The sequence below is a fragment of the Pseudomonas sp. BLCC-B112 genome, assembly GCF_028550695.1.
In the GTDB taxonomy this organism is placed as follows: domain Bacteria; phylum Pseudomonadota; class Gammaproteobacteria; order Pseudomonadales; family Pseudomonadaceae; genus Aquipseudomonas; species Aquipseudomonas danubii.
This window is the reverse complement of record NZ_JAQQGK010000001.1, coordinates 765,575-790,510: the sequence shown is the minus strand read 5'-3', so window position 1 is coordinate 790,510 and position 24,936 is coordinate 765,575. Positions and strand designations below refer to the sequence as shown.

General features: G+C 56.8%; 25 protein-coding genes. 14 read left to right on the top strand and 11 right to left on the bottom strand.

The window, feature by feature from the left end; translation table 11 throughout:
• Window positions 1–20: 20 nt before the first annotated feature.
• The 5 genes from PQT43_RS03735 to PQT43_RS03715 form a co-directional block, all read right to left on the bottom strand.
• Window positions 21–602, bottom strand: a complete 582-nt coding sequence (locus PQT43_RS03735) for a fimbrial protein (protein WP_272753521.1) — start codon at window positions 600–602, stop codon at window positions 21–23.
• A gap of 544 nt (window positions 603–1,146) precedes the next feature.
• Entirely contained in the window at window positions 1,147–2,496 is a 1,350-nt protein-coding gene (locus PQT43_RS03730) for an MFS transporter (RefSeq protein ID WP_253083907.1), read from the bottom strand.
• Window positions 2,497–2,575: 79 nt separating this feature from the next.
• Entirely contained in the window at window positions 2,576–3,508 is a 933-nt protein-coding gene (locus PQT43_RS03725; RefSeq protein WP_272753520.1) for a 3-keto-5-aminohexanoate cleavage protein, read from the bottom strand.
• Window positions 3,509–3,607: 99 nt separating this feature from the next.
• Window positions 3,608–4,396: an SDR family oxidoreductase gene (locus PQT43_RS03720; protein ID WP_272753519.1), complete on the bottom strand. Its 789-nt coding sequence runs from the start codon at window positions 4,394–4,396 to the stop codon at window positions 3,608–3,610.
• Window positions 4,393–5,109, bottom strand: a complete 717-nt coding sequence (locus PQT43_RS03715) for a GntR family transcriptional regulator (RefSeq protein ID WP_102879083.1) — start codon at window positions 5,107–5,109, stop codon at window positions 4,393–4,395. Before PQT43_RS03715 ends, PQT43_RS03720 begins: the two co-directional genes overlap by 4 nt.
• Window positions 5,110–5,432: 323 nt before the next feature.
• Here PQT43_RS03715 and PQT43_RS03710 point away from each other — a divergent pair, with 323 nt between their 5' ends.
• From PQT43_RS03710 to PQT43_RS03685, 6 genes are all read left to right on the top strand, one after another.
• Window positions 5,433–7,553, top strand: coding sequence for a 3-hydroxyacyl-CoA dehydrogenase NAD-binding domain-containing protein (locus tag PQT43_RS03710; RefSeq protein ID WP_272753518.1), 2,121 nt, complete (start codon window positions 5,433–5,435; stop codon window positions 7,551–7,553).
• 16 nt (window positions 7,554–7,569) lie between these two features.
• On the top strand, window positions 7,570–8,754 hold the full coding sequence (locus PQT43_RS03705) for an acetyl-CoA C-acyltransferase (protein WP_110651906.1): 1,185 nt from the start codon (window positions 7,570–7,572) through the stop codon (window positions 8,752–8,754).
• 10 nt (window positions 8,755–8,764) lie between these two features.
• Window positions 8,765–9,952, top strand: coding sequence for an acyl-CoA dehydrogenase family protein (locus PQT43_RS03700; RefSeq protein WP_272753517.1), 1,188 nt, complete (start codon window positions 8,765–8,767; stop codon window positions 9,950–9,952).
• A 10-nt stretch (window positions 9,953–9,962) separates the two neighbouring features.
• A complete protein-coding gene (locus PQT43_RS03695) occupies window positions 9,963–11,105 on the top strand; it encodes an acyl-CoA dehydrogenase family protein (RefSeq protein ID WP_272753516.1) in 1,143 nt (380 codons plus the stop codon).
• Between the two features lie 78 nt (window positions 11,106–11,183).
• A complete protein-coding gene (locus PQT43_RS03690) occupies window positions 11,184–11,306 on the top strand; it encodes a hypothetical protein (protein ID WP_258010210.1) in 123 nt (40 codons plus the stop codon).
• Between the two features lie 261 nt (window positions 11,307–11,567).
• Window positions 11,568–12,356 (top strand): IclR family transcriptional regulator, encoded by a 789-nt coding sequence (locus PQT43_RS03685; protein WP_102861610.1) that lies wholly within the window; start codon window positions 11,568–11,570, stop codon window positions 12,354–12,356.
• A gap of 117 nt (window positions 12,357–12,473) precedes the next feature.
• On the opposite strand, the gene PQT43_RS03680 is transcribed toward PQT43_RS03685, so the two are convergent.
• Entirely contained in the window at window positions 12,474–12,665 is a 192-nt protein-coding gene (locus PQT43_RS03680; protein ID WP_267269526.1) for a hypothetical protein, read from the bottom strand.
• 322 nt (window positions 12,666–12,987) lie between these two features.
• On the opposite strand from PQT43_RS03680, the gene PQT43_RS03675 reads away from it, so the two are divergent.
• Window positions 12,988–14,472 carry a tyrosine-type recombinase/integrase gene (locus PQT43_RS03675; protein WP_272753515.1) on the top strand — a complete coding sequence of 495 codons (1,485 nt, stop codon included), beginning with the start codon at window positions 12,988–12,990 and terminating at the stop codon, window positions 14,470–14,472.
• Window positions 14,473–14,494: 22 nt separating this feature from the next.
• Here the strand turns inward: PQT43_RS03675 and PQT43_RS03670 are convergent, their stop codons facing one another.
• Window positions 14,495–15,214, bottom strand: a complete 720-nt coding sequence (locus tag PQT43_RS03670) for a hypothetical protein (RefSeq protein WP_272753514.1) — start codon at window positions 15,212–15,214, stop codon at window positions 14,495–14,497.
• 697 nt (window positions 15,215–15,911) lie between these two features.
• Here PQT43_RS03670 and PQT43_RS03665 point away from each other — a divergent pair.
• Both PQT43_RS03665 and PQT43_RS03660 read left to right on the top strand, forming a co-directional pair.
• Window positions 15,912–16,538 (top strand): hypothetical protein, encoded by a 627-nt coding sequence (locus tag PQT43_RS03665; protein WP_272753513.1) that lies wholly within the window; start codon window positions 15,912–15,914, stop codon window positions 16,536–16,538.
• A 157-nt stretch (window positions 16,539–16,695) separates the two neighbouring features.
• Complete coding sequence (locus tag PQT43_RS03660) at window positions 16,696–17,421, top strand: hypothetical protein (protein WP_272753512.1); 726 nt, start codon at window positions 16,696–16,698, stop codon at window positions 17,419–17,421.
• A gap of 90 nt (window positions 17,422–17,511) precedes the next feature.
• Here the strand turns inward: PQT43_RS03660 and PQT43_RS03655 are convergent, their stop codons facing one another.
• Window positions 17,512–17,829, bottom strand: a complete 318-nt coding sequence (locus PQT43_RS03655; protein WP_272753511.1) for a hypothetical protein — start codon at window positions 17,827–17,829, stop codon at window positions 17,512–17,514.
• Window positions 17,830–17,933: 104 nt separating this feature from the next.
• On the opposite strand from PQT43_RS03655, the gene PQT43_RS03650 reads away from it, so the two are divergent.
• The 5 genes from PQT43_RS03650 to PQT43_RS03630 all read left to right on the top strand — a co-directional run bounded on the left by PQT43_RS03650 (window position 17,934) and on the right by PQT43_RS03630 (window position 20,948).
• Window positions 17,934–18,191 carry a helix-turn-helix domain-containing protein gene (locus tag PQT43_RS03650; protein ID WP_272753510.1) on the top strand — a complete coding sequence of 86 codons (258 nt, stop codon included), beginning with the start codon at window positions 17,934–17,936 and terminating at the stop codon, window positions 18,189–18,191.
• 116 nt (window positions 18,192–18,307) lie between these two features.
• The gene (locus PQT43_RS03645; protein ID WP_272753509.1) at window positions 18,308–18,604 is read left to right on the top strand and encodes a hypothetical protein; all 297 of its coding nucleotides are present in this window, start codon (window positions 18,308–18,310) and stop codon (window positions 18,602–18,604) included.
• Window positions 18,605–18,694: 90 nt separating this feature from the next.
• Window positions 18,695–19,492 (top strand): hypothetical protein, encoded by a 798-nt coding sequence (locus PQT43_RS03640; RefSeq protein WP_272753508.1) that lies wholly within the window; start codon window positions 18,695–18,697, stop codon window positions 19,490–19,492.
• A 485-nt stretch (window positions 19,493–19,977) separates the two neighbouring features.
• Window positions 19,978–20,130 carry a hypothetical protein gene (locus PQT43_RS03635; protein ID WP_336314615.1) on the top strand — a complete coding sequence of 51 codons (153 nt, stop codon included), beginning with the start codon at window positions 19,978–19,980 and terminating at the stop codon, window positions 20,128–20,130.
• Window positions 20,131–20,327: 197 nt separating this feature from the next.
• Entirely contained in the window at window positions 20,328–20,948 is a 621-nt protein-coding gene (locus PQT43_RS03630) for a recombinase family protein (protein ID WP_272753507.1), read from the top strand.
• A 313-nt stretch (window positions 20,949–21,261) separates the two neighbouring features.
• Here PQT43_RS03630 and PQT43_RS03625 read toward each other — a convergent pair whose 3' ends face one another.
• The 3 genes from PQT43_RS03625 to PQT43_RS03615 form a co-directional block, all read right to left on the bottom strand.
• A complete protein-coding gene (locus PQT43_RS03625; protein ID WP_272753506.1) occupies window positions 21,262–22,044 on the bottom strand; it encodes a hypothetical protein in 783 nt (260 codons plus the stop codon).
• 12 nt (window positions 22,045–22,056) lie between these two features.
• On the bottom strand, window positions 22,057–22,320 hold the full coding sequence (locus tag PQT43_RS03620; RefSeq protein ID WP_272753505.1) for a hypothetical protein: 264 nt from the start codon (window positions 22,318–22,320) through the stop codon (window positions 22,057–22,059).
• 1,190 nt (window positions 22,321–23,510) lie between these two features.
• Entirely contained in the window at window positions 23,511–24,716 is a 1,206-nt protein-coding gene (locus tag PQT43_RS03615; protein WP_272753504.1) for a hypothetical protein, read from the bottom strand.
• Window positions 24,717–24,936: the final 220 nt, after the last annotated feature.

The following is a 24,936-nucleotide window of genomic DNA, read 5'->3' as shown; positions in this document are numbered from 1 at the left end:
CCTTATGTAACTGACAGATGTCAGTTGTACGTCACATCGAAGTTGATATTGGAGTCGGCACGACCTTCTACGATCGTGTCGCTGACCGCCACATAAGAGGCCTTGAACTTCAGCACGGCCTTGTTACCGATAACTTCGGCAACCTGCTGACTGTTGTTTTCCGACAGGTCGACTTTCCCCGGCGTGGCGCCGTTGTTGTGAATCTGGATCTGCACGCCCGAGGCCGAACCAGAACCGCTGTCGATCAGACGCAGGTTGCCGGTGGCGTTATCAATGAAACCATCCTTGTGGAAGCTGACGGCGGCTTTGGAGCCGTCGGTGCAGCCGCCGCCGCTGAGGTTGATGTTGAATTCCTTGAACTCGGAAGCCGTGCCGATGCCACCGGCGAAAACCGAAGGCAGGACGTTGCCGAACTTGACCGTGCCGGTGTTCGCTCCGGATTCGTTGGCATCGACCTGAACCTTGCAACTGACACTGGAGATCAGGCCTTCGAACTTCACGTTGCCGGAGTTGAGACCGGTTTCTGCGTAGCTCAATGCCGGAGTCAGTGCCGCAAGCAGCAACCCGGAGGTCGCCATGGATGCAAAAGATTTAAGTTTCATCTGATTCCCTATTATTAAAAACCGTCTAAGAGCACAGTATTCAAAACAACTTCGCCCTCCCGAGACGTACAGCCTTGCTGAACTTCGAGCCAACGAGACATGAGTTGAACACCACAACAACCTCGACCAACCGCTCTCGCCCACAATAAAATGCATATTGACAACAGGCATCTGCATTCCATCCAGAGCGGACATTACGATACCGACTGCCCTCTTCTTTTAGAATAACGACCAATCTTCATGTAACGAGGAGCACTCTCTAAATGAACAAGATTTTTCTCGGAAACTTGTACTACTTAAAAACCACTAAACACACTAAAAACAGCCAATAAATAAGACACTTCTTATATAGAGCCCCATAGACTGCAAACACGCGATATACGACAGAGATTCGGCGCTGTAACCAACTGATCAAGTGACGGTCGGCCGGTTCCGGACCCAAGTGCTGGGCAAGCCCCGAACATCCGCCCAACGAAAAACGCCCAGTGCATTGCACCGGGCGTTTGGCCAAAGCTCTCGACAACGCAGCCTGTGCTGCAAGCGCTCACAACGCGTTTGAGCGCCCCGAAACTGGGTGCGCAACTGCGGCCATGGGGCGCACCGGACGCGGGTCTTCCTGGCCCTGACGCAAGCGCAAGGCCGCCAGCGCCGCCACCAGTAGCACCAGGGCAATGGCCTTGAGGCCGTTCATGGCATCGCCGGTGCTCATCTCGATCGCCCCCATCACCGAGGGGCCGACAAAACCGCCCAACAGTCCGCAGGAGTTCACAAAGCCCAGGCCTCCCGCCAGGGCCGCACCTTTGAGCCGTGACGCCGGGTACAGGAAGATGATCGACTGCACCACAAAGAACATCAGCGCCGCCACGCAGAACCCCAGCAGGCTGAACACCGGCCCGGAAAAGGCCGCAATCAGCAGCCCGGCCGCCATCGTCAGCAAGCCGCAGACCAGCAAGCGCCGGGCCCGCTGCGCGCTGGTGGCCAGCCGTGGCAGGCTGATCGCCCCCAGCGCCGCGACGATCCACGGCAAGGAGGTCAGCAGGCCGACGCTCATCAGGCTCAGGCTGCCGTACTTGCCGATGATGCTGGGGAGGAAAAAGATCACGGTGTAGATGGTGATCTGGTGGCAGAAGTAGACAAAGATCGCCAGCAGGATCTGCGGCGTAAAGCACTGCCGGAACGAATGCCCGCCCTGCCCTGCCCCCTCATCGGCTTCGTCGGCCAGGCGCTGCTCGATACCCCGGGCCTCCTCGGCGCTCAACCAGGGCGCGCGGCTTGGACGGTCCGGCAGGCGCCGCCAGACCACCCAGGCGAAGAACACCGCCGGCAGCCCTTCGAGCAGGAACATCCACTGCCAGCCATGCCAGCCCAGCAAGCCGTCCATCTTCATCAGCGCGGCGCCCAGCGGACCGCCGATGATATTGGCCAGGCACACCCCCAGCAGGAAATAGCCGGTAGCCCGGGCCCGTTGCCGGCGGTCGAACCAGTAGGTCAGGTACAGCATGACCCCGGGAAACAGGCCGGCTTCGGCGATCCCCAGCAGCAGGCGCAGTACATAGAAGGAGGTCTCGCCCTGGACGAAGGCCATGGCGGCGGAGATCAGCCCCCACGTGACCATGATCCGGGCAATCCAGAAGCGCGCGCCGACCTTGTGCATGATCAGGTTGCTAGGCACCTCGGACAGCGCATAGGTGAGGAAGAACAACCCGGCACCCAGGCCATAGGCGGCGGCGGAAATCCCCAGGTCCACATCCAGTTGATGCTTGGCCAGGGCGATGTTGGTGCGGTCGAGAAAGCTCAGGACATAGGCCGCGATCAACAGCGGCATGAGTTTGAGAAACATCAGGCGGGTCAGCTGTTGCGAGTCCCGGGGCGCTGCAGTGGTTGCAGTGTTCATGGGGCATATCCCTTTGTAGTTGTTATGCGGGATCGTCAGCGGGCCTGGAGCCAGGGCCGCTGACACGGACCTTCAAGGGTCAGAACGCGACGTGCTCACGCCCCTTGAGCCCGAGCAGGGCCCGGGCTTCATCCGGGGTCGCCACACGACCGCCCAGGGCTTCGATGACCGTGCGAATGCGCCGCACCTGATCAGCGTTGCTGGCCGCCAGTTTGCCGGGGCCATCCCACAGCGAGTCCTCCAGGCCGACCCGGGCATGGCTGCCCATGGCCAGGCCCATGGTGGCCAGGGGAATCTGGTTGCGCCCGGCGCCGAGGATCGACCAGTGATAGGCATCGCCAAACAGCCGGTCGGCGGTGCGGCGCATGTGCGCCAGGTCCTCGGGATGACCACCGATGCCGCCCCGCAGGCCGAACACCGACTGGATGAACAGCGGCGCCTTGAGCAGGCCGCGCTCAAGGAAATGCGCCGCGGTATACAGGTGGCCGATGTCGTAGCACTCGATCTCGAAGCGGGTGCGATTCTCGGCACAGGCGCTGAGGATATGGGCGATATCGCGGAAGGTGTTGCGGAAGATCCGGTCGTCGCTCTCTTCCAGGTACGGCCGCTCCCAGTCGTGCTTGAACTCGGTGAAGCGGTTGAGCATTTCGTACAGGCCGAAGTTCATCGAGCCCATGTTCAACGAGGCCAGCTCTGGCTTGAATTCCAGCACCGGCTGCAGGCGCTCCTCGACGCCCATCGTGGGGGCACCACCGGTGGTGAGGTTGATCACCACGTCGCAGGCCGCGTTGATCTGCGGCAGGAAGCGCCGGAACAGCTCGGGGTCCTGGCTCGGCCGCCCGTCCTCCGGGTCTCGGGCATGCAGGTGCACGATGGCCGCACCGGCTTGGGCCGCAGCGATGGCCTCGGCGGCGATTTCTGCGGCGGTGATCGGCAGGTGCGGCGACATGGACGGGGTATGAATCGCCCCGGTGACAGCACAAGTGATGATGACAGGCGTTTTTTCAGACATGACGGTACTCCGACTTTTATTCTTGATGAAAAAAATCCCTGGGTGTCGCTGATGGAATTCACCGCTGACGACCTTCAGCGGTGCGGATCGCGGGCGCGGCTAGAGGTACTCGACGTTGCCGTCGACGCTGATCGCCTGGCCGGTGATGTTGCGAGCCGCCGGCGAGCAGAGAAACAGCGCCATGGCGGCCACGTCCTCGGCGCTGACCATGCGCTTGAGGGAGATCTTGTTCAGGTACTCCTGGCGCATTTCGGCCACCGGCACTCCGGTCTGTTCGGCCCGGGCCTGAATCACCGCGTCCATGCGCGGCCCCTGGACTATCCCCGGCAACAGCGCATTGACCCGGATATCGCTGGCCCCAAGCTCGGCCGCCAGAGACTTCATCAACCCGACAATGGCCCACTTGGTGGCCGCATACGGCGTACGCCAGGCATATCCCAGGCGCCCGGCCACCGAGGCGATGTGCAGCAGATGGGCGTTGTCCGAAGCCTTGAGCAAGGGCACTGCGTGGTGGGCAAAACGGTACTGCGCGGTCAGGTTGATATCGATGGTGCGCTGCCAGTCGGCGTCGCTGACGGTATCGATGCCGGCCGTGGGCCCGGCAATACCAGCGTTGTTGACCAGCACATCAAGCCCGCCGAAGCGCGCCACCTGAAGCTCGAACAGCGCGTGGATCTGTGCCGGATCAGCGACATCGGTGCGGGTCGCCAGCGCCTCGGGATAGCGATCCCGGAACGCCGCCAGGGCCGCCTCACTGACATCGCAGACGTGCACCTGGGCGCCGGCTTCGAGATAGGCCCTGGCCAGCACTTCACCGATGCCCGCCGCGCCGCCGGAAATCATCACCCGCAAGCCCGGGTAAGGCTGTAAACGCTGCAAGATGCTCATGCCCGACCTCCTTTGAGCGCCGCCGCACCAGGCTTCTTGGCCAACAGCCGGCCCAGGGAATCCGCCGCTTGCATAATGTCGTCGGTGACGGCCGCTCGCACTCCCGGACCATCGCCGGTGGCCAGGGCTTCGACGATGCGATTGTGGGCTTCCATGGAACGTTGCAGGTGGGCCTGGTCCGGCGCCACCAGGGCAAAACACGGCCCCATGTGCAGCCAGAAGTTCTCCACCGCGGCCATGGTCAGCTCGGCTCGGGCCACGGCATAGATACGTCGGTGAAAGGCGAAGTTGGTCCACAGGTAACGGGACACATCCACCTCATCGGCAGCCTTTTGCATCTGCCGGCACAGATCGGTGATCTCCTGCAGATCGCTCTTTTGCAGATGCTGCAGAGCTTTTTCCGCCAGCAGCCCTTCCAGGGCCACCCGTGCATCACGGATCTCCCGCAGACGCTCCAGCGTCATCATTCGTACTCGCAGGCGGGAGGTTTCCGTGACCTCAAAGGCATTTTCCGCGCTCAGGCGCTGCAGGGCTTCGCGCACCGGCATGGGGCTGGAACCCAGGGCTTCGGCCAGGCCACGAATGGTCAACTTCTGGCCGGGCTGAAAACGCCCACTCATCAAGGCTTCGCGAATCTGCCGGTACACCTGCTCCTGCAAGGTATCGCGAGAAACCTGACGTAACGTGGGAAGGGGGATTGGGCCTTGGGATATAGGACCTTCAGACATGGCATCTACCTGTGTTGTGGTTCTTGTGCTCGCCAATATGTGATCACAAATCAAATATGTCAAACATCAGGATTTGATCCACAACCCGTCATGAAGGGCAAATTAACCGTTAAAACATTTAATAAATTCCGCACTGCAGAACAATATTCCGCATTGACCACAATATTCATTGATGACAGGATTATTTTCGCCAAGTGATTCAAATAGCGGAATAAAGCTATCCGTGACTGGGATGTTCTGCTGGTCACCCTCAACGCCATGCCGCGCCCACCGACCTCTCGCTGCCCTTCACCCCGGAGACTGCTGCAATGAGTTGCGAAACAGCCCTGCCAATCGTCGAAAGCGCATTACACGGAAACATCCTGGTGCTGACCCTCAACAACCCGCCGGTCAACGCCCTGGGGGTGGAGATCCGCCGCGGACTGCTGGCGACCATCGACAGCGCCAACGACAACCCGGCGGTCAAAGCCATACTGCTGGTCGGTGCAGGACGACACTTCTGTGGCGGCTCCGACATTCGCGAATTTGGCCAGACGCCCCAGGCTCCGGCGCTGCCGGAGGTGGTCAAGCGGATCGAGGACAGCAGCAAACCGGTGCTGGCGGCGATCCAGGGAGTGGCCCTGGGAGGAGGCCTGGAAGTCGCCCTCGCCGCCCATTACCGCCTGGCCACCGGCAGCGCCCGGCTCGGCCTGCCAGAGGTGTTGCTGGGCTTGCTTCCCGGGGCCGGCGGCACCCAGCGTCTGCCACGCCTGATCGGTGCCAAAGCGGCTCTGGAACTGATGCTCAGCGGGCGCCATCTGAGCGCCAAGGAGGCCCTGGATCTGGGTTTGGTGGACCGCCTGGGGGACAGCGATGATGCACTGGCCGAAGGCCTGGCCTACATGCGCCAGTTGCTGGCACAGGGCGCCACTGCCCGACGCACCCGGGATGCTCAGGCCCTGAGCGAGCCAGCCGCCCAGCGCCAAGCGATAGATGCCGCCCGCCAGCAGGCCACGCAGAAATCCCAAGGCCTGCTGTCGCCGTTGCACATCATCCAGGCCGTGGAAGCGGCCCTCGATCAATCCTTCGAAGACGGCCTGCGCGAAGAACGCCGACTGTTTCTGGAGTGCCTCGACAGCCCGCAGCGTGCCGGGCTGGTGCATGCTTTTTTTGCTGAACGGGAAGTGCTCAAGGCCCCCGAGACCCGCGCGGCAGCACACCGGGCCATTGCCCGAGTGGGGGTGGTGGGCGGTGGCACCATGGGCGCCGGCATCGCCGTAACGGTCCTCGACGCGGGGCTGGAAGTGACCATGATCGAACGCGACCAGGACGCCCTGAATCGCGGCCGCGGCAATGTCGAGAAGGTCTACGACACCCTGATCGACAAAGGTCGCCTGACCCAGGCCGACAAAGCCGTGACCCTGGCCCGTTTCCGCGCCAGCACCGACTACCAGGATCTGGCCCAGGCCGATCTGGTGATCGAAGCCGTGTTCGAGGACATGGCGGCCAAGCTCGCGGTGTTCGCCGAACTGGATCGCGTATGCAAGGCCGGCGCCGTACTCGCCAGCAACACCTCCTACCTAGACATCAACGCCATCGCCCAGAGCGTCTCGCGACATGCCGACGTAATCGGCCTGCACTTCTTCTCCCCAGCCAACATCATGAAGTTGCTGGAGATCGTGGTGCCGGCCAAGGTCGCCACGGAGGTCGTCGCCACGGCCTTCGAGCTGGCGAAACAGTTGCGCAAGGTGCCGGTACGCGCCGGCGTCTGTGATGGATTTATCGGCAATCGCATCCTCGCGGTCTATCGCCAGGCCGCTGACTACATGATGGAAGACGGCGCCTCGCCCTATCAGATCGACCAGGCCCTGCGCGATTTCGGCTTCCCCATGGGCCCCTTCCAGGTGGCGGACCTGGCCGGTGGCGACATCGGCTGGGCGACCCGCCAGCGCAAGGCCGCCACCCGTGATCCCCGGGCCCGCTATGTACAGATCGCCGACCGCCTCTGCGAGCGCGGCTGGTTCGGGCAGAAAACCGGTCGCGGCTACTACCTCTATGCCCAGGGCCCGCGCAGCGCCAGCCAGGACCCGGAAGTCCTGGCGATCATCGACGCCGAGCGGGCCCGGGTCGGCATCACGCCCCGGGCCTTCAGCAACGCGGAAATCCTGCGGCGCTACATGGCGGCCATGATCAACGAGGGCGCCAACGTGGTGCATGAAGGCATCGCCCTGCGGCCCCTGGACGTGGACATCACCCTTATCCACGGCTACGGCTTTCCGCGCTATCGCGGGGGCCCGCTCAAGTACGCCGACCAGTACGGCCTGCCCCAGGTCCTGGCGGATATCCGCGAGTTTGCCGAAGAAGATCCGCTGTTCTGGACAGCCTCACCCTTGCTGGTTCAGCTGGTAGAGCGCGGCGAGAACTTTGACAGCCTCAATCACAGCCACTGACCAAGGAGCACGTCCCATGCGCGAAGCCGTCATTGTCTCCACTGCCCGCACGCCCCTGACCAAGGCCCATCGAGGTGAATTCAACATCACCCCCGGCCCCACCCTCGCCGCCTTCGCGGTACGCGCCGCGGTCGAGCGGGCCGCCATCGATCCGGGGCTGATCGAAGATGCCATCCTCGGCTGCGGCTACGGCGAAGGCACCACCGGGCGCAACGTCGCGCGCCTGGCAGTGGTCCGCGCCGGCTTGCCCATCAGCATCGCCGGCACCACGGTCAACCGCTTCTGCGCCTCCGGGCTGCAGGCCATTGCCATGGCGGCGGGACGCATCGTGGTGGACGGTGCCCCAGCGATCATCGCCGGCGGTGTGGAGAGCATTTCCCAGATCCGTGGCCGCGGCGCCAGCGACGACCCGGACCTCGACCCCTGGCTCCTGCAGCACAAGCCGGAACTGTTCCTGCCGATGATCGAAACCGCCGACATCGTCGCCGCGCGCTATGGCATCAGTCGCGAGGCCCAGGACCGTTTTTCGGTGGAGAGCCAGCGCAAGACCGAAGCGGCACAACTGGCCGGCCGCTATCGCGAGGAAATCATCCCCTGCACCACCACCATGGCGCTGACCGACAAACAGAGCGGCGTGGTCAGCCAGCTGCAGGTCACGGTGGAGGCCGACACCTGCAACCGTCGCGGCACCACTTACGAGGCCCTGGCCAAACTGCAGCCGGTGCAAGGCCCTGAGCGTTTCATCAGCGCCGGCAACGCCTCGCAACTGTCCGACGGCGCCTCGGCCTGCGTATTGATGGAGGCCCGGGAAGCGTCCCGCGCCAACCTGACCCCGTTGGGGGTGTTTCGCGGCATGGCGGTGGCCGGCTGCGAGCCCGACGAGATGGGCATCGGCCCGGTGTTCGCGGTGCCCAAGCTGTTGGCCCGACATGGCCTCAAGGTCGAGGACATCGGCCTCTGGGAACTCAACGAAGCCTTCGCCTCCCAGGCGCTCTACTGCCAGCAGCGACTGGGCATCGCCGACGAATGCCTGAACGTCAACGGCGGAGCCATCGCCCTGGGTCACCCGTTCGGCATGACCGGCGCGCGCCTGGCCGGCCATGTGCTGCTCGAGGGGCGCCGTCGGGGCGTGAAGTACGCCGTGGTCAGCATGTGCATCGCCGGCGGCATGGGCGCCGCCGCGCTGTTCGAAATCTATTGAGGACGTCGCCATGGACCTGAGTTTCACTCCAGAGGAAGAAGCCTTCCGCGACCAGGTGCGACGCTTTCTTGCCGAACACCTGCCCACTGGCCTGAGTGACAAGGTGGCCGCAGGCGAGCGTCTGTCCAAGGCCGACATGGAGCAATGGCATGCGCTGCTCAATGCCCGGGGCTGGCTGGCCAACCACTGGCCCCAAGCCTTTGGCGGACCGGGCTGGAGCCCCGTGGAAAAGTTCATCTTCGAACTGGAGTGCGGACTGGCCAATGCGCCGCGCATCGTGCCCTTTGGCGTCAATATGCTGGGGCCAGTGCTGATCAAGTACGGCACCCCACAGCAGCAGGACTATTGGCTGCCACGGATTCTCGACGGCCGCCACTGGTGGTGCCAGGGCTATTCGGAACCCGGTGCCGGCTCGGACCTGGCCGCGGTGAAAACCAGCGCCGTGCGCGACGGCGATCACTATGTGGTCAACGGCCAGAAAACCTGGACCACCCTGGGTCAGCACGCCAACATGATTTTCTGCCTGGTACGCACCGACCGTAAAGCCAAGCCCCAGGAAGGCATCAGCTTCCTGCTGATCGACATGGCCAGCCCTGGGGTCGAGGTACGGCCGATCATCACCCTGGAGGGCGATCACGAAATCAACGAAGTCTTCTTCACCGACGTGCGGGTGCCGGTGGCCAATCGGGTGGGTGAGGAACACAAGGGCTGGACCTGCGCCAAGTACCTCTTGACCTACGAACGCACCAATATCGCCGGAGTGGGTTTGTCCATGGCGGCGCTGCAACGAGTCAAGCAGTTGGCCGCGCAGCGCACCCGCAACGGCCAGCCACTGCTGCATGACCCGCAGTTCGCCGCCCGCCTGGCCCGGGTCGAGATCGACCTGGCCAATATGCAGACCACCAACCTGCGGGTGATCGCCGCCGTGGCCGGGGGTGGGGCTCCGGGTGCGGAAAGTTCGATGCTGAAGATCTGCGGCACGCAAATCCGTCAGGAACTGACCGCGCTGCTGCGCCGGGCCATGGGCCCCGAAGCGCGGCTCATGCTGGATGACGCCAACGCCCAAGCGCTGGACGCCGGTCCCGGGTTCGCGGCCAACGCCGCGGCGCAGTACTTCAACAATCGCAAGCTGTCGATTTTTGGCGGCTCCAATGAAATCCAGAAAAACATCATCTCGAAAATGATTCTCGGGCTCTGAGGGCGCGCACATGAACTTCGAACACAGCGCAGAACGGCGCATGCTCGCCGACAGCTTGAATCGCTTCATCACCCAGCAATACAACCTGGAAAAGCGCCAACAGAGCCTGCAGTCCGAGCTGGGTTTCAACCCCGATATCTGGCACCAGCTGGCGGACCTGGGAGTCATCGGTGCCCTGTTCAGTGAGGCCGACGGCGGCTTCGGTGGCGGCGGCTTCGACCTGGCCCTGGTCTTCGAGGCAATAGGCCGCGGACTGCTAGTGGAACCTCTGCTGGGCAGTGCGGTACTGGCCGGCGGGGCCATCGCCAGCGCCGGCACCGAAGAACAGAAAATGCACCTGGGGCCCATCATCGACGGCAGCCTGATCGCCGCCCTGGCCCATGAAGAACCCGGCAACCACTATGCAACCCACCGGGTCGCCTGCCGCGCCGAGGCGGACCCTGCCGGCTGGCGTCTGGACGGAATCAAGAGCATGGTCCTCAACGGCCGCCAGGCCGGGTTGCTGGTGGTCGCGGCACGCACGGCCGGAGCCCTGGACGATAGCCAGGGCATCTCGCTGTTCCTGGTGCCGGCGGACACCCCGGGCCTGGAGATCCTGGCCTGCCCGACCCTTGATAGCGGCCCCGTCGCGCAAGTGCGCCTGCACCATGCAAAAGTGCCGGCACAGGCCTTGCTGGGGCCCTTGCATCAGGGCCACGCGATCCTCGAACGGGCCATCGGCCGGGGCCTGTTGGCGCTCTGCGCGGAAGCCCTTGGCGCCATGGAAGTGGCCAAGCTGGCAACCCTGGACTACCTGCGCACCCGGCAACAATTTGGCCGTCCTATCGGTAGCTTCCAGGCGCTGCAACATCGCATGGCGGTGTTGTTGCTGGAGATCGAACAGGCGCGTTCGGCGGTGATCAACGCCGCTGCCGCCCTGGACGCCGACCGCCTGACCCGCGAACGCAGCCTGTCGGCGGCCAAGGTCAGCATCGGCCGCATCGGCGCCCTGGTGGCGGAGGAATGCATCCAGTTGCATGGCGGTATCGGCATGACCTGGGAACTGCCACTGGCCCATTACGCCAAGCGGCTGGTGATGATCGACCACCAGTTGGGGGACGAGGATCATCACCTGCAGCGCTACATCGCCCTCAGCCAAGCACCGACCCCATGAGTCTCTCGAGCAGGCAACCACTGGCCCTGGCCAAACACGCCGCCCCCCGAGGGATGGCGACGAGCCCTGACTCTATCGTTGAACACTAACGACATGGCGAGCACGCCACCGGGGACCGAGGTCCGCGCCGTGGCCTGCACCCGGGGTGGTGGCACGAAGTTCTATATCGCCAGTGACGACCTGCTGGATGCCGAGGATTGACTGCTGGTCAGCGCCAAGGGCGTATTCAAGCGTGGCCGCCTGCGTCACGACAGCCGCTGAGGCGTTACGGCGCAGACGGCAGATCGACCGGACCGTGATCGCCTGACGAGACAGGTGCCTGCCTGGCGTAACAGCGTTCCGAGAGGGAATCGTCGATTTCAATTCAAGCGGTTCCGGGATAACATTTTTCCCTTGTTTCCAAGAACCCGCTGTGTGGTCAACTGGCATTGCGCCCGGCACCAGCCCCTACCGGAAGACCCCATGCACGACCCGAACGACGCCCCGGAACCAGCGCCCAAAGACCGCAAGTTCGTCGAAGCCCTGGCCCGTGGCCTGGAAGTCCTGCGGGCCTTTACCCACGGTCACGCGGTACGCGGCAACCAGGACATCGCCCGCATCACCGGCCTGCCCAAACCCACGGTGTCGCGCCTGACCTACACCCTGACGCAGTTGGGCTACCTCAAGTACAACCAGGACCTGGAGAAGTACCAGCTGGATTCGGCGGTACTGGCCCTGGGTTACGCCTACTCCGCCAGCCTGCGAGTTCGCCAGTTGGGCAAACCCTTCATGGACGAGTTCTCCCGGCGCACCAACACCACGGTCAGCCTGACCTGCCGCGATCGCCTGTCGATGATTCACGTGGACAGCAGCCGCCCGCCGGAGGTCGCCAGTCTGCGCATGGAACCCGGACTGCGCCTGCCCCTGGCCACCAGCGCCGCGGGGCGGGCCTACCTGGCGGCCACGCCGAAAATCGAGCGTGACCATCTGCTGCGGGAAGTGGCGAAAAAAGTCGGAGATGAATGGCCGGCCCTGGAAAAGTCCCTGGAGGACTCCTTCCGTGAATACGAAGCCTTTGGCTTCTGCCTGTCACTGGGAGAATGGGACCGCAACGTCAATGGCGCCGGTGTGCCGCTACGCCTGGCCGACGGCAGCATCATGGCCCTGACCTGCGGCGCCCCGAGCTTTCAGCTGTCCAGCGAAAAACTCGAAAGCTCCCTGGCCCACCAGTTGGTGATGCTGGCCCGGGATCTTGAAAGCCTCGGCGTCTGAAGCACACGCCAGGGCAGATTTTCGGCTTCTGCAACGAGCCGGGGTACATCGGGTACATCATGAATGACCATGAAGCCCCCGAGACCGGCCCCGTTATCAGCGGGGCCGTCCCATCCGTTACTCGTCACCCCACCTATCGTGGCCAGCAATTACCTGGCTATTGCCGAAGGCTGCAGATTGACGAATGTCACCCAAGCCCAGGCCCGCCAGGCCATCCAGCCGAGCATCCCGGTTGCCGGTGAGTTCGCCGCTGGCGAATGTTGGGTTATCGAAGGCGACTGGCACCGCGGTGCCAACCAATGCCGCCATACGTTCGCGAGCCTGATGCTGTGGAGTTAGGTTCCTGCCGAATGGGTGGCGCGCCAGCTAGGCCATGCCGACTTGAGCGCCCCTGCATGCCGCATCTTTTGCCCTAAAAATGCCCTGACAACTGCCACAGAAACGAAAAAGCCCCCGTAATCTTCAATGATTACGGGGGCTTAGTCTTGTTCAATAATGGCGGAGAGATAGGGACTCACCACACATTACCCTCAACCCCTTTAACCACGGTTATACGCGGCTTACAGCTTCAATAGTAGTACAAATGAGTAGTACAATTCGTTGTATACCTCTCATTCACAGTGGCTTGCCCATGGCTGACAATTTGATCCAGAAGAAGGGCGAATCCACGTGGTACGTCCGCCTTGCCGTTCCCGTTGACGTCCAGAGTGCCATGGGTGGGAAGACAGTCCTGATCCAATCACTGAAGACCGGCCTTCGATCCGAAGCAATGACCCGACGCCTCTCCGTTCTCGCTGGTTGGAAAGCTCAGTTCAAGGCTGCCCGTGACAAACGGAGCAACCGTGGTGATGGCTGGAAGGAACGTATTGCAGGGGATGCACACGACTTCAGTCAGATCATCCGCCAGCTCAAGATCGACACAGCCCTTGGCGAATCGAAACCCTCGTTGCTCGACATTGATCCAGCAGACCTAGAAGAGTTTCGGCAAGCCGTTTTCAGCAATACAGAGAGTGGGCAACGTCGCCAAGCAGAAGCAGAAGCCGTATACGCTATGCAGGGTAAGGATGGAGAACTCGCTGTCCACGACCTCGCCCATAAAATGGCTCTCGAAATGTGGGGCGGACTGATTGCTCACGCTAACGACTTCTCAGTGACAGAAGCAGAAGAGATGCAAGTCATCCTGACGGCCCCCACCGCCCACAAGGTCACGTCACCGATCACCAAGCAGCGTATCGCCACGTTCCGCCAGTATCGTGAGGCGCGCAACGTCGCCACCAAGACGATAGATCAGCAGCAGTCGAAGCTGGAAAAGCTATCCGCGTACCTGACAAAAGAAGGGAAACCGCTCGACTTCGATACCGTGTCAGCGTGGCTCGACTCCCTCAAACTGGCAAGCAAGACCCTCACCCAATACCTGTTGGCAGGTAACATCTTCTGGAAATGGGCGATGAAGCACGACATTCGCTGGCGTGAAGACTTCAAGGATAAGGTCAACCCATTCGAAAATCATGAGCTACCGCAAACCCGTGGTAAGGAACGTGCAGACCGTCAGCGAAAAGACTTCCAGCCGAAAGAAATTGCAGAGCTTCACGCTGCTGCACTAGCCGCTGACCACACGACACTGGCCGACTTGATCCTCTTGGGTGCGTATACAGGCGCCCGCATTGAAGAGCTTTGCCAGTTGAGGATTGAGCACCTGATTGAGCCAGATGGAATCGCCAGCTTCGACATTGTTGATTCGAAGACAGCAGCGGGCATCCGTGTCGTACCTGTACACCCTGCCCTGTCGAGCATTGTCGAGCGTTTGAAAGAGGATTCGAAAGACGGCTTCCTCATCCCCTCTTATAGCAAAAACAAGTACGGCATACGGTCTGATGCGCTCTCTAAGGCGTTTGGCAGGCTCAAGGAAGCTCAAGGTTACGGCGCCCAACACGTATTCCATTCGATCCGTAAAACGGTCATCACTCAGCTAGTCAGGGCTGAAGTCCAAGGTACGCTAATCGCTGAACTGGTGGGTCATGAAACTGGAATCGTTACCTTCGATGTTTACTCACAAGGTGCGAGCACGGCACAGAAGCTGGCAGCAATCTCCAAGCTCCCTTCCCTGGCAGACTGAAAACGCGTGTCAACGGACCTCATCACAAAGGCAAGAAGGACATGTCGAAATCAGGGTGAAGTACATATGCCCGACCGTCTGGAGACAAGGAAACGACTCTACCGCCGTAGCTGGCGTAGTACTCATTAACGAGCTTACGTTTAACCAGCACATCAACGGCACCTTCAGTCTGAACCACAGTAAATTTGATCCTTTGGCTGAGACTTATCACATCGCATTCCTCGTTGGAGTTGTCGTAATACGCGACGGCAGCAAGGACGATACGTTGATGCTCAGTTAGTACTTGTTCCTTGGGAGTCTGTAGCTCAGCAATTTTCGCGATGGCTTCATCTCGCTCCGATTCAGTAACTTCCAGTTTCTTACGTGTGACTTTCAGCTCCTTCATGGTCGCGTTCAGCGTGGTATCTACGGCGTTTAGCTTCCCGATAGCCTCCCTCGCCTTCGCATATGCCTTTTCCTCTTCGGCCTTTGCAACGCCCACCGCGAGACGTTTTTCCGAGAGCGCCCATACCCCGAACACGATCGCCAGTGCTGAACCGATCCCTGCAGCCCAAAACAACCACAGATGTATCGGTATCGTCTGGCTTAGCCATGCTCCCACCGCCGCGAACATTGAGGTAAAAAACGAAACGTCGAAGTAGCTCTCGACCATCTTTGTCACAGGCACAGCTGCGATAGTTGCGACCGTCCACCCTGCAATTTTCTTCAATCCAGAGCCCTGCTTTGAGTTGTCCGTCTGCATGTTTCACCTGTACCTGTACCTGCCCAATGTCGCGGATGTTAACTGAGTGGTTCGTCTGAAAGCCAACCAGAGCAGCGCATCCGGGGAACACAACAATTGAGCGTCACGAGTGCCCATATCCCACGTGCCCCCTCCCGGAGACAAAAACCTCACCTAAGCAAGGGTTACCGTCGGGCACGATAACTTTTGGTGTCTACGGGGCAGGTGTGCCCGTTGGGACCATCGCGGAGATGCTTCGGGAATTGTTCGTTGGCGCGGGCAGTGACTAATCTGGTTAGGCCGCCAGCCCCGATCAACTGAAAATTGGATGCCCCGAAAACTCGTTAGAAACTATCGACAACCCGAGCATAACCTGCACTGGATTCGTCATGCTCTTATCAGCAACTGCTGTTCCGCCCAGTGTTTACGGGGTAGTTGGATGATCTGGACTAAGCAAGAGCCTCTTTCTTCTACTGAAAATGGTTTTTTAACGCTTCCGGATTGACAAGCCCGATAGATTTATGAGTTGACTTTTGGCCGTGTTCGTGTATATTACGAGACCTGCCTCAGCGGGCGGACAGAATTTTGAAGAGCCTCACACGAACACTGTTCCAACAGCGTTTAGATGGGGCTTTTTGTTGTCTGCGATTTAACAAAACCAACCCGGCAAAACCCAAGAGGAATGCCTATGTAACAAACTTGAATAGGAGAATGAATAATGGTGCTCGAACGCCCAGCTTTTACCGCAACACCCTTTCTGCACGTCGATGGACTGTTGATCAGTTCAGCAACCGGCGAAATTTTCGGCTACGACGACAAGCCCTCGGTGTTCTCCGAACGCCCTGACTACCAACCTGAACTGAGCAAGTGTCGAAGTGCTGACGGTTTCAATGCGTTCTTGAAGCACATTGACCGACGCAAGCTGCCTGCACATACGCTGCACTCACTGCTCGATGAACAAGATATTGCTCATGGCGTATGGCGCCGTACAGGTGTGGATTGTCGTATCACACTACCGATGATGAACACCCTTCGCACTCTGCACGAGCTGATTCAATACCATAATATCATTATCATGCCTCAAGCTGACCTGGCGAAAGCACTGAGCACGACAGAATCGAATCTGATAAAGAAGCTGAACACTTTGATCAAGGCGAACATAGTACGGGTCAGTACATCAAGGAAAGGTGATATTCGGAAGGGCGAGATAAAGCTGGTGATCAATCCTCGACTGATCTTTCGGGGCGATGATCGAGCGCAGGAACGGTACATGAAGGACTGGTATCTAAACCCAACAGGTGAAAGATCAACTATTGCCAAGAGCGTACCAAAAATCGCGGCATAGCTTACGTAGATTTTTAAAAAAAATTACGCAAGATTCTCGCTGCAAGCCTCGAAGCGCAAGGGGTTGCACAAACTCTTACTATTAAAGAAAGACCTACTTAGCGGACCCGCTGAGCAGTCAAATTTTGCAGAGGATACAAATACAACAAGGAGATCACATGACTGATGCATCACAAGATAAACAAACTCTCACGACCCATGGCAGAGGATCAAGAACACATATACCAGACTACGCACCGATTCTATTCAACCGCCCCCAAATAGCCAAAATTAAAACGAAAGAGATTTTATTGTACGGTGTGGGCGTGAATGACTTCGCAGTTACTCCAGCTGCCGACGAATGGTCATATAGTGTATGGGATAGGATACTTGACTGCTGCTACAACGATAATTCAACTAGATCACGGGCAACATACTCCGACTGCACTGTAGCCGAATGCTGGCACAGATACTCTGATTTTAAAGCTTGGTTCGACAAGAACTGCATCATCGGCTATCAGTTGGACAAAGATATTCTTGTACCGGGTAATAGGGTGTACGGTCCTGACACATGCTGCTTCGTGCCTAAAACAATCAATATGGCAGTGCGATGGAGAAGGAAACAACCGCGTTCAGGTTATCCGGGGGTCATCATGTTTGCCGATGGATTCCAAGCTCAGATCGTGCATAAGAGTTTAACTCAGCTCGGGGAGTGGAGAACGGATGCGCTGAAAGCTCACTGCGACTGGCAGCTATTGAAGGCAGATACGATTGACGATCACCTTCGAGACTACCTGCGAGAAGATGCACCTGATCTGCGAGTTGTTAAAGCACTGATTAAGTATGCTGATCGATTGCGCTCTAATGCAGACGCAATGATTCCGACGTTTCGATACCAGCACTAATGTGCGAAAGAGCGAGAGCACAGAGTGCTTCCGCTCCCACACGCTAGCCAGTTTGGAAGGATGACACCATTTACGTCATCCGCACAAAACTCACCGCAACCACCCATTGGCTGTCATGGCCGTTTTGCCACTGGGTAATTGAATCAGTGCAGACTTGTCGCCCTCCTTGGATCCTTCAATGAAGTTGACCTTGGTGGCGGTTGAAATCGTTCGGCACTTCCCCGAGCCGATCAAGCGTTCAGCCTCATCTTCGTCCTGATCAAGCGATGCCTCCACCATCTTTGTCCAGTCACCCGCCTTGTAGCAAACCATCGAACCAGCAACGAGCGTTCGCTTAGGGTAGGTGTCAGCCATAGCAGCAGACGCGATCATGGGCAGCAGGCATAGCAAGCGAGTAATCGTGTGCATCAAACGTTCCTTGGATATGGCAGGTAGCGGCAAGAATATCCCAAATTCAGATATCTGAAAACCAGATATAGGTTGAAGACTGCTCATCTCGCAGTTGCCCAGCCATGCCCAAGACGATCTACAAACCCGAACACGCAGTCCTGCTGACCCTACTGAAGAAACACAGGAAGGCGGCTAGTCTGACTCAAGTACAGTGTTCAAAGGCTCTCGGGCGTCCTCAGTCATTCATGAGTGACGTTGAAAGCGGAACGCGTCGCTTGGACATTGTGCAGCTTCGCGACTTGTGCAAAGTCTTGGGGATAGGTCTCACAGGCTTGATTGCGGAATTTGAAGGGGCGCTGCAAAAGGATGGGAGTGGGTAGCGAGTTTGTTTCGGCGTCCGAACAGCCTCTACCTTGGGATTAACATCCCACCACACGATTGATGTTCCTCTGGGATGCGGTTAGCGTTCCTTTTTCTGTGAAAAATGAGGTATCAGGTGGCAGACGAAAAGAAGCAGTACGTAAGCTTGTCAGTAGACTTTGGCAACGAGACCTCCAATGACCGCGTGCAGGAAGTAGATGCAGAGCTCTTACGGCACGGTTGGCAGCGTTCTGTTTTTATCGCCTCGACCTACGAATGCATCCATGTAGGTAATCTGTCGGAGGTTGAAATCAAGGCTGCTATCGAAATGATCCTGAAAACCATAAGCTCGAAATACGATTTGAAGCATTGCGCTTACGTGCTGCAAGTCGGAAATGCAGCCCTCACCGGTGGGCGGGTCACTTCGTTCTAGTGGGCCAGTTTCCACGGATCGTGTGTCTCTCTTCTCAATGCGACCACCTAGTGGCGAAGTCAGCACCACTCTCACGCTGAGGTGATACGGATGTCCAAGAAGAAAGGCGATGGCCCTACAGTTCCACGAGACCACTTCGTAGTTGGTCACACTGCTGGGAACGTGTCAGAGCTGACATTCGCCATTGACCCCATCACCGGTATTCCTAGCGTCCTAGAGCTTGACCCAACATCGTTACGCAGCCAGATATCCTACGCCCGTAAGACAACAGACAAAGTGCTCACCTCTTCGCCCACTGATGGATTTGCCGCTCTGGGTGAAAGCTTTATTGATAGTCTGCGTAAGCAGTTTGATTACCTTATTGCAGTTGATACAAACACTGAGTTGACCCGCGTCGATGGCTATAAGGTGAGTGCATGTTGCATCTGTTCCATTAATGTCCCACTAACATCAGTCACAGCAACCACACCCTACGAACATCTTGCCGCCTACTTGATCCTTGATCCTGGCGACGAAGGAAACGCCGAACTAATAGGCTGGCACCTGGTGGCAACTGTACACATCAATACTCCGTTTCTCCGAACGCAGCGTGTAGGTGTAATCGTTGATAGCGAGCTGGGAGACCATGTAGCAATCAACGCCAGAACGAAGCCCTACTACGGCAATCATCTGTTACCCGACAACATGACATTGGTTTACGCGTCCGATGCTGCTGCTGAAACCTTCATCAATGGAATGATCAAGATGAATGACAGGAACGCTGGTGGCTTAATCAAGGCGGTGAAGCAGAAGGGGTTGTCCACATTGCAGCTACAGGGTGGCGTGAAGCTTGGCACCGCAATATGCCATTGCATCACCGCTACGGCTCCCACCAAACCAAAGAAATAGCCTCCGCCAAAACAGCTAGGTAAATCTCCACTAACCCCGCCGCCAACTTTACCTATCAGGATTGGAATTTAGATTGAAATGTCAAATAACTCATCGTTTCGGGATTTGGGGTGAAAATAGATCAAGCTCGATTCGGTGAGAACGCTTCAACTTGAGGTTTTCGCACCAAAAGGCAGTTTTGCACCGGAATCGCCAGTTTTCGTCACAAAGCACTTCTACCCCCCAACTCCTTGCGGAAAGTCCTCCTTCGGCTAATTTGATGGTGTCGCCGACGTGGCGATAGGCTATTAAGGAGCGAGCATGCCTACGAGATATCGTGACGCAGTGACTGGTGAGTACATCACTGAGAAAGAAGCCAAGAAAAATCCGCGAGAGTCGGTAAAGGAAACAGACAAGCCGAAGAAGCCACCTAGCGGCCCCAAAAAGAAGTAGCGTTTCTGTGAGGGAGTCGCGAGGCTCCCCACATCACCCAAGGATGACTACCAATGACCTCCCAGAATCAGGCCGTAGCAATGGCTGACGCGTTAACTCTGCTCTTGAGTCAGCAGCATGGAATAGCAGCCGCGCTTGAAGAACTCGCCGGTTGGATTTCCAGTCAAGGAGGCACCGTCGCTCTGAAAACGCATTGGCAGCTTTGAAGGTGCTGGACTTGAACGCCCAAGACCCCACGGTTGCCATCAACCAAGTGCGCCAATCGTAAGGATCAACAAACGACCGTTAAACGATACGAACCAGAAGACCCGCAAACTGGCATCATTAAATTAGTGTTGACGAGATAGTGATACCAAGGTATCGTGATCCCACCTTAAACGATACCAGCAAGGAGCCGCCCACCATGTCCCGCACATTTCTCTACTGCCGCGTCAGCACCTCCAGCCAGTTCACAGAGAACCAAGTGCAGGAAGTGAAGAACGCAGGCTTCGACGTACAGGCAGGCAGGGTAGTTGAGGAAACCATCTCGGGCAGCATCTCTGCTACGGAACGCCCCGGCTTTCAGAAGTTGCTGGATCGTATGGAGAGCGGAGATGTGTTGATAGTCACCAAGCTGGACCGCCTAGGCCGCAACGCCATGGATGTACGTCAAACGGTTGAACATCTGACAGCTAGTGGCATCCGTGTTCACTGTCTGGCATTGGGCGGGGTAGACCTGACATCAGCAGCAGGAAAGATGACCATGCAGGTGCTTGGGGCTGTGGCTGAGTTCGAACGTGACCTTTTGATCGAGCGCACACAAGCAGGTCTGGAGCGTGCCAAGAAGGAAGGTAAAAAGCTTGGTAGGCCGGAAGCTCTATCAACCACTCGTGATGTTCTCGAACTCAAGGAGCAGTGTTGCAGCCAGTCTGAGGTAGCGGAGAAGCTTGGTATTGGCATTGCCACCGTGAAGCGTCACTGGAACAGAGTGATGGTGGTAAGCAAGCCCACAGGGACATACGTTCTTGGTCAGGCAAAAGCCTAGAGCGTCTGCGGTAAGCAAGTGACAAACACATTTCATCAACGCAGTGCGGACAATCCACGAGGAAAGATGATGCTCCCACAACCACGTTGCAAGCCCTCCCATTGCCTGGGACGTTGTGACACCGCTCTTTAACAACTCGAATGTTATTTATGGTTCCGCTTGGACCGATCTTACTGAGGTCGCTGTTCGTTGCTTGATAGCACTAGCTTTCACACAGAATTTCAGGGGAAACGCCCCGGCTTATATTCCAGCCTGAAAAATTAAACTTAATAAAGATGAGGCCGTTTCCCACGGCGCGGGCCAGGGTTTTAGACTACTTTTCAACCTTGCCATGCTCAAGGAACTGACGGGCACCAAAGTACCTTTCACTGACATGGTGGAAATCAATCTTCCCCACAGCGTCTAGCTCATCAAGTCTATCACTCTGCCAGCTGGCAAATTTATAGATTACATAAGCTGAGGTTTCGTGTATTGGCTCTTGCCTTTGATCTGTAATCCAACTATCCCATTCCATATGATAGAAGTAGCTGGGCTGCATAGTCTCTGGGCTTTTGTCAGGGTTGAGCAGTGTGCTGAATCTGGAGCGAATCACCTTCTCAGCTGCCTTATAGGTATGCTGCATGCTGTCGCTCTTGACTCTCTCAGCCAGATTCTGTGCAATGATAATCAGGCGTGCAGACTCCAGCCACGCAAGGCGACTTCTATACAGTTTGCCATCGATAGGACTTTTGAGCTTTTCTAGGGCTTCATTCAAGCATTCGAGAGATTGTTTGCTATACACCTCATCGTCTCGAATTTCTTTTTCCTGGGCGATACCAGAGAGCTGTGTAGAAATGGTGTCTGATTGAGTTTTTATGGTGGCTATGATGCCGATGAACCCAAGGGCAGAGATTAAAGTTGATAGCACGCCCCCGAAGTAGTCACCAAACACGCCCCAATCACCAGGGCTTGTGCTCAAACCGGATGCAGAGAATTGCCAGAGCCAAGGGGCAGCTACAGCCGTTGTACAGGCGATCAATGCAATGATAGCGATAGGTGCCCAGCTCTTGATTGGGTTGTGCTTTTTGGTGCTAGCCTCCACTGCTACACGCCTCATCTATCAATTCCCCTAGAGTTTGTCAGCACGCAAGTCCAGGCTAATTAGCAGCCCTTTCATAATTTCATGGCAATCCTTCTCGGGCATATCTGTTGTAATATCAATCAAGCCAACGCTATTCCTTTTAACTGTGCAGCCTACATCTTCAAAGTGAGTTACAACGTCTGCATAGAACGCCTCAAGCTTCTGCTCTTGTTCATCAGCAGAGAGCTCATCCCGCATTGGATTGGTTGGGGTTGGACCTTGGTAGTAGGGTCTGTAGCTGTAAGTTTTCATGTATAACCACTGGCAATTGGATTTAGATCGAGTCTATCTAAGCGCTTTAGTTACTGCAATTATATTCATCTGCTCGGAGCACTTTCTGCTCGAAAGGCCATTCGCACATAAGAAGTTATTACGAACATCAAGAAGAGCCTCGCGGCCTGACGCCTCCAGTCGCATGGTACAATGGCCGTTTGCCATGTTCGGGGATAGCTGATGGATGTGAGAGGGAGCTTGGGGCGGGTGCGAACGTGGGTATGGCTGGGTCTTCTCGGTGCTGCGGGCACTCTCGGCAATTACCTTATCGAGAACGGCAAGCTGCCTGACTGGCTCTCGGGAAATGCAGGCACGTTCACAGGTCAGGTACTGGAGGCTCTAGCTACCTTCGGCAGATGGCTCACCACTGAGGTTGGAATCTCCCGGTGGCTACTGATCCTGCTTTGCATCGTCTTGTTTCTTGTGGTTTCGGTGCTCTGCTTCGCCTTTTGGAACCACTTCAAGAATGCTAATAGCGATGATCGTGACTCAAGTTGCTTATCATCAGCAGAACTAACCCTCTTCAACGTAGTGGCGAGAGGTGCAAACTTAGGGCATGCAGTGACTTGGGAGACTTTCCTTTCATCTGGTATGCCTAGAATAGCTACGGAGCATGCTCTAGAGCAGTTATATAACCGTGGATTGGTTGATAATGATCGTCTCACCAGGAGTTTCTTCAACCTAACTCCAAGAGGTAGGGCGTATTATCTTCACTTGGAAAGCCTTGGTAAAATCTGATCTATCCACTAGGTTTGTTATTTGCACATGAAGAGGTGGTTATGGGAGATTTTACTAAGAGGCTGGCTGAGCGACGCATGCACACTGAGATTGCCCAAGGCCACTGCTTGATTTGTGGCAGCTATGGCAGGCTCAGTTGGGATCATGTGCCGCCACAGCACCACACTTCGCCCAATACAAACTGGTCACACTTCACTAACAGCGTCACAGACGGCCACAGAAGCTAAGCCGTGCGTAGGGTGTCCGTCACTTATTTTAGAATCACTCAGCTTTTAAAACAGGGTGGCCGTGTTCGCGTTGAGTAACTCAGGTGATAACCCCGGTTTCCAGATGCCATGCTCAATCACATTATTTTTTGCCAGCTAAATTTGAAGCAGCTCCAACAATGCAAAGTCTCTCCGGGCGGCGGCGGGTTTTTATGCCGTAAAAGGTCATTCGCCCGATGGAGACTCTGAGGTCATGAATTCACTTTCAAAGAACATAAAACCCTCTATAGTTCTTGAAGAGAAAAGCACCCCCATTCTACTCATCTTTTCGCTATACCCAAGATCACGAACGCTCATGATGAGTTCAATCTGATCTTTAACCTTCTGCGAGAGCAATGACAATAAATAGGAGATAAACTCCCGAACGATAGAATAGTTAGCCTCTATATGGTCAAGCTTGACACTTTCGATTCTAACACCAAGAGTGTCCTGCCATAGATCGCCATACTCATACTTCACTGGCACGTTACCATTAAAGTACACGTCACCGATTTTTAGCTTATTTACGTTAAAGTTTCCGTGCAGCAAATCGTTTCTGTCATTCATGAGCTGATAGAAGCTCCTACAAGAGACGTGCGAATGATCAACGGGCCGCTCAAATCCCATGCAGTTAACGTGCAGAAGTTGCAGTCTATTTGATATGGTGTCTGAGACAAAATCTCTGTACTTGATATCGTCTTCCCTTATCTCGCTTTTGGCTAGTGCGAAGATTAAGAGATTGATGAAGGTTTCTGCCTGTACAGGAAGCATGCATCTCAAGCCGAACGCAAGTCCGGTGCCGAAGGTGTATCTTTCAGCCATTTTCGAGAATCTTTCTTGATAAGTTTTCAATTCATCTGCGGAAGTTGGGGTATGCACTCTATCTACTGCGGGTGATAAGTTAAGCTCTCTCAGCTTGTTGAACTGAGTCTCAATCGTTGATTCTATGCTGTGGTAAGGATTAACAAACTCAGTCCACTTTTCAAGCTGCGTGCGAATGGCCGTCATCTGTTTGCCATAAGTACCAAGGTCTGCCTTGATTTGCGACACAAGATTAGCTTTGGTAATTTCTGGCCGGTTAAAGTTTCCTAAAAATTGGACCTCGGTCCGGTAGTTGTGACCTTGAAACATGACCATGCCGTCATCATTCATCAAAGTCCATTCCCAGTGTACCAAGTTGTCGGAAGAATCATTCCTCAAAAAATTCATGAAGCCATTAGGTGGACCATACTTGGCATATAGGTAACAGTAGATGCTTATTGGTCTGATTTCGTTTTTTAGAATCCAGCCCGAAAAACCTTTTGGCTGACGCTTTTCTATTAGGATTTTAGCCAGCAACTTAGGCGGAATCACTTCGAGCTTTAGGAAGTAGTTCTGATGCTCTTCGTCCAAGGTTAGCTCCTGATTTTATGAAAAGGCGTTAGCCGTCTTGGCTTTTCGGATATCTCGGCGAAGTACCGCTAAGCAGAACGCCATCTTTGCAGAACGATCAGGCTTTGAAAAGAATGACCCACCTTATACAGAGGTCTAACAGCAACCTTGCTTGATCAGCCGCCCTTTACAGAGATTGCCGCCAGCTTCTGGGCAGGGCTCGCCCCCTTCGAATACACAT

What these genes read in the sequence shown, in the direction of transcription:
- PQT43_RS03735 (WP_272753521.1), bottom strand. Translation starts at nt 602, where the DNA reads ATGAAACTTAAATCTTTTGCATCCATGGCGACCTCCGGGTTGCTGCTT.
- PQT43_RS03730 (WP_253083907.1), bottom strand. Translation starts at nt 2,496, where the DNA reads ATGAACACTGCAACCACTGCAGCGCCCCGGGACTCGCAACAGCTGACC.
- PQT43_RS03725 (WP_272753520.1), bottom strand. Translation starts at nt 3,508, where the DNA reads ATGTCTGAAAAAACGCCTGTCATCATCACTTGTGCTGTCACCGGGGCG.
- PQT43_RS03720 (WP_272753519.1), bottom strand. Translation starts at nt 4,396, where the DNA reads ATGAGCATCTTGCAGCGTTTACAGCCTTACCCGGGCTTGCGGGTGATG.
- PQT43_RS03710 (WP_272753518.1), top strand. Translation starts at nt 5,433, where the DNA reads ATGAGTTGCGAAACAGCCCTGCCAATCGTCGAAAGCGCATTACACGGA.
- PQT43_RS03705 (WP_110651906.1), top strand. Translation starts at nt 7,570, where the DNA reads ATGCGCGAAGCCGTCATTGTCTCCACTGCCCGCACGCCCCTGACCAAG.
- PQT43_RS03700 (WP_272753517.1), top strand. Translation starts at nt 8,765, where the DNA reads ATGGACCTGAGTTTCACTCCAGAGGAAGAAGCCTTCCGCGACCAGGTG.
- PQT43_RS03695 (WP_272753516.1), top strand. Translation starts at nt 9,963, where the DNA reads ATGAACTTCGAACACAGCGCAGAACGGCGCATGCTCGCCGACAGCTTG.
- PQT43_RS03685 (WP_102861610.1), top strand. Translation starts at nt 11,568, where the DNA reads ATGCACGACCCGAACGACGCCCCGGAACCAGCGCCCAAAGACCGCAAG.
- PQT43_RS03680 (WP_267269526.1), bottom strand. Translation starts at nt 12,665, where the DNA reads ATGGCGGCATTGGTTGGCACCGCGGTGCCAGTCGCCTTCGATAACCCA.
- PQT43_RS03675 (WP_272753515.1), top strand. Translation starts at nt 12,988, where the DNA reads ATGGCTGACAATTTGATCCAGAAGAAGGGCGAATCCACGTGGTACGTC.
- PQT43_RS03670 (WP_272753514.1), bottom strand. Translation starts at nt 15,214, where the DNA reads ATGCAGACGGACAACTCAAAGCAGGGCTCTGGATTGAAGAAAATTGCA.
- PQT43_RS03665 (WP_272753513.1), top strand. Translation starts at nt 15,912, where the DNA reads ATGGTGCTCGAACGCCCAGCTTTTACCGCAACACCCTTTCTGCACGTC.
- PQT43_RS03660 (WP_272753512.1), top strand. Translation starts at nt 16,696, where the DNA reads ATGACTGATGCATCACAAGATAAACAAACTCTCACGACCCATGGCAGA.
- PQT43_RS03655 (WP_272753511.1), bottom strand. Translation starts at nt 17,829, where the DNA reads ATGCACACGATTACTCGCTTGCTATGCCTGCTGCCCATGATCGCGTCT.
- PQT43_RS03650 (WP_272753510.1), top strand. Translation starts at nt 17,934, where the DNA reads ATGCCCAAGACGATCTACAAACCCGAACACGCAGTCCTGCTGACCCTA.
- PQT43_RS03640 (WP_272753508.1), top strand. Translation starts at nt 18,695, where the DNA reads ATGTCCAAGAAGAAAGGCGATGGCCCTACAGTTCCACGAGACCACTTC.
- PQT43_RS03635 (WP_336314615.1), top strand. Translation starts at nt 19,978, where the DNA reads ATGACCTCCCAGAATCAGGCCGTAGCAATGGCTGACGCGTTAACTCTG.
- PQT43_RS03630 (WP_272753507.1), top strand. Translation starts at nt 20,328, where the DNA reads ATGTCCCGCACATTTCTCTACTGCCGCGTCAGCACCTCCAGCCAGTTC.
- PQT43_RS03625 (WP_272753506.1), bottom strand. Translation starts at nt 22,044, where the DNA reads ATGAGGCGTGTAGCAGTGGAGGCTAGCACCAAAAAGCACAACCCAATC.
- PQT43_RS03620 (WP_272753505.1), bottom strand. Translation starts at nt 22,320, where the DNA reads ATGAAAACTTACAGCTACAGACCCTACTACCAAGGTCCAACCCCAACC.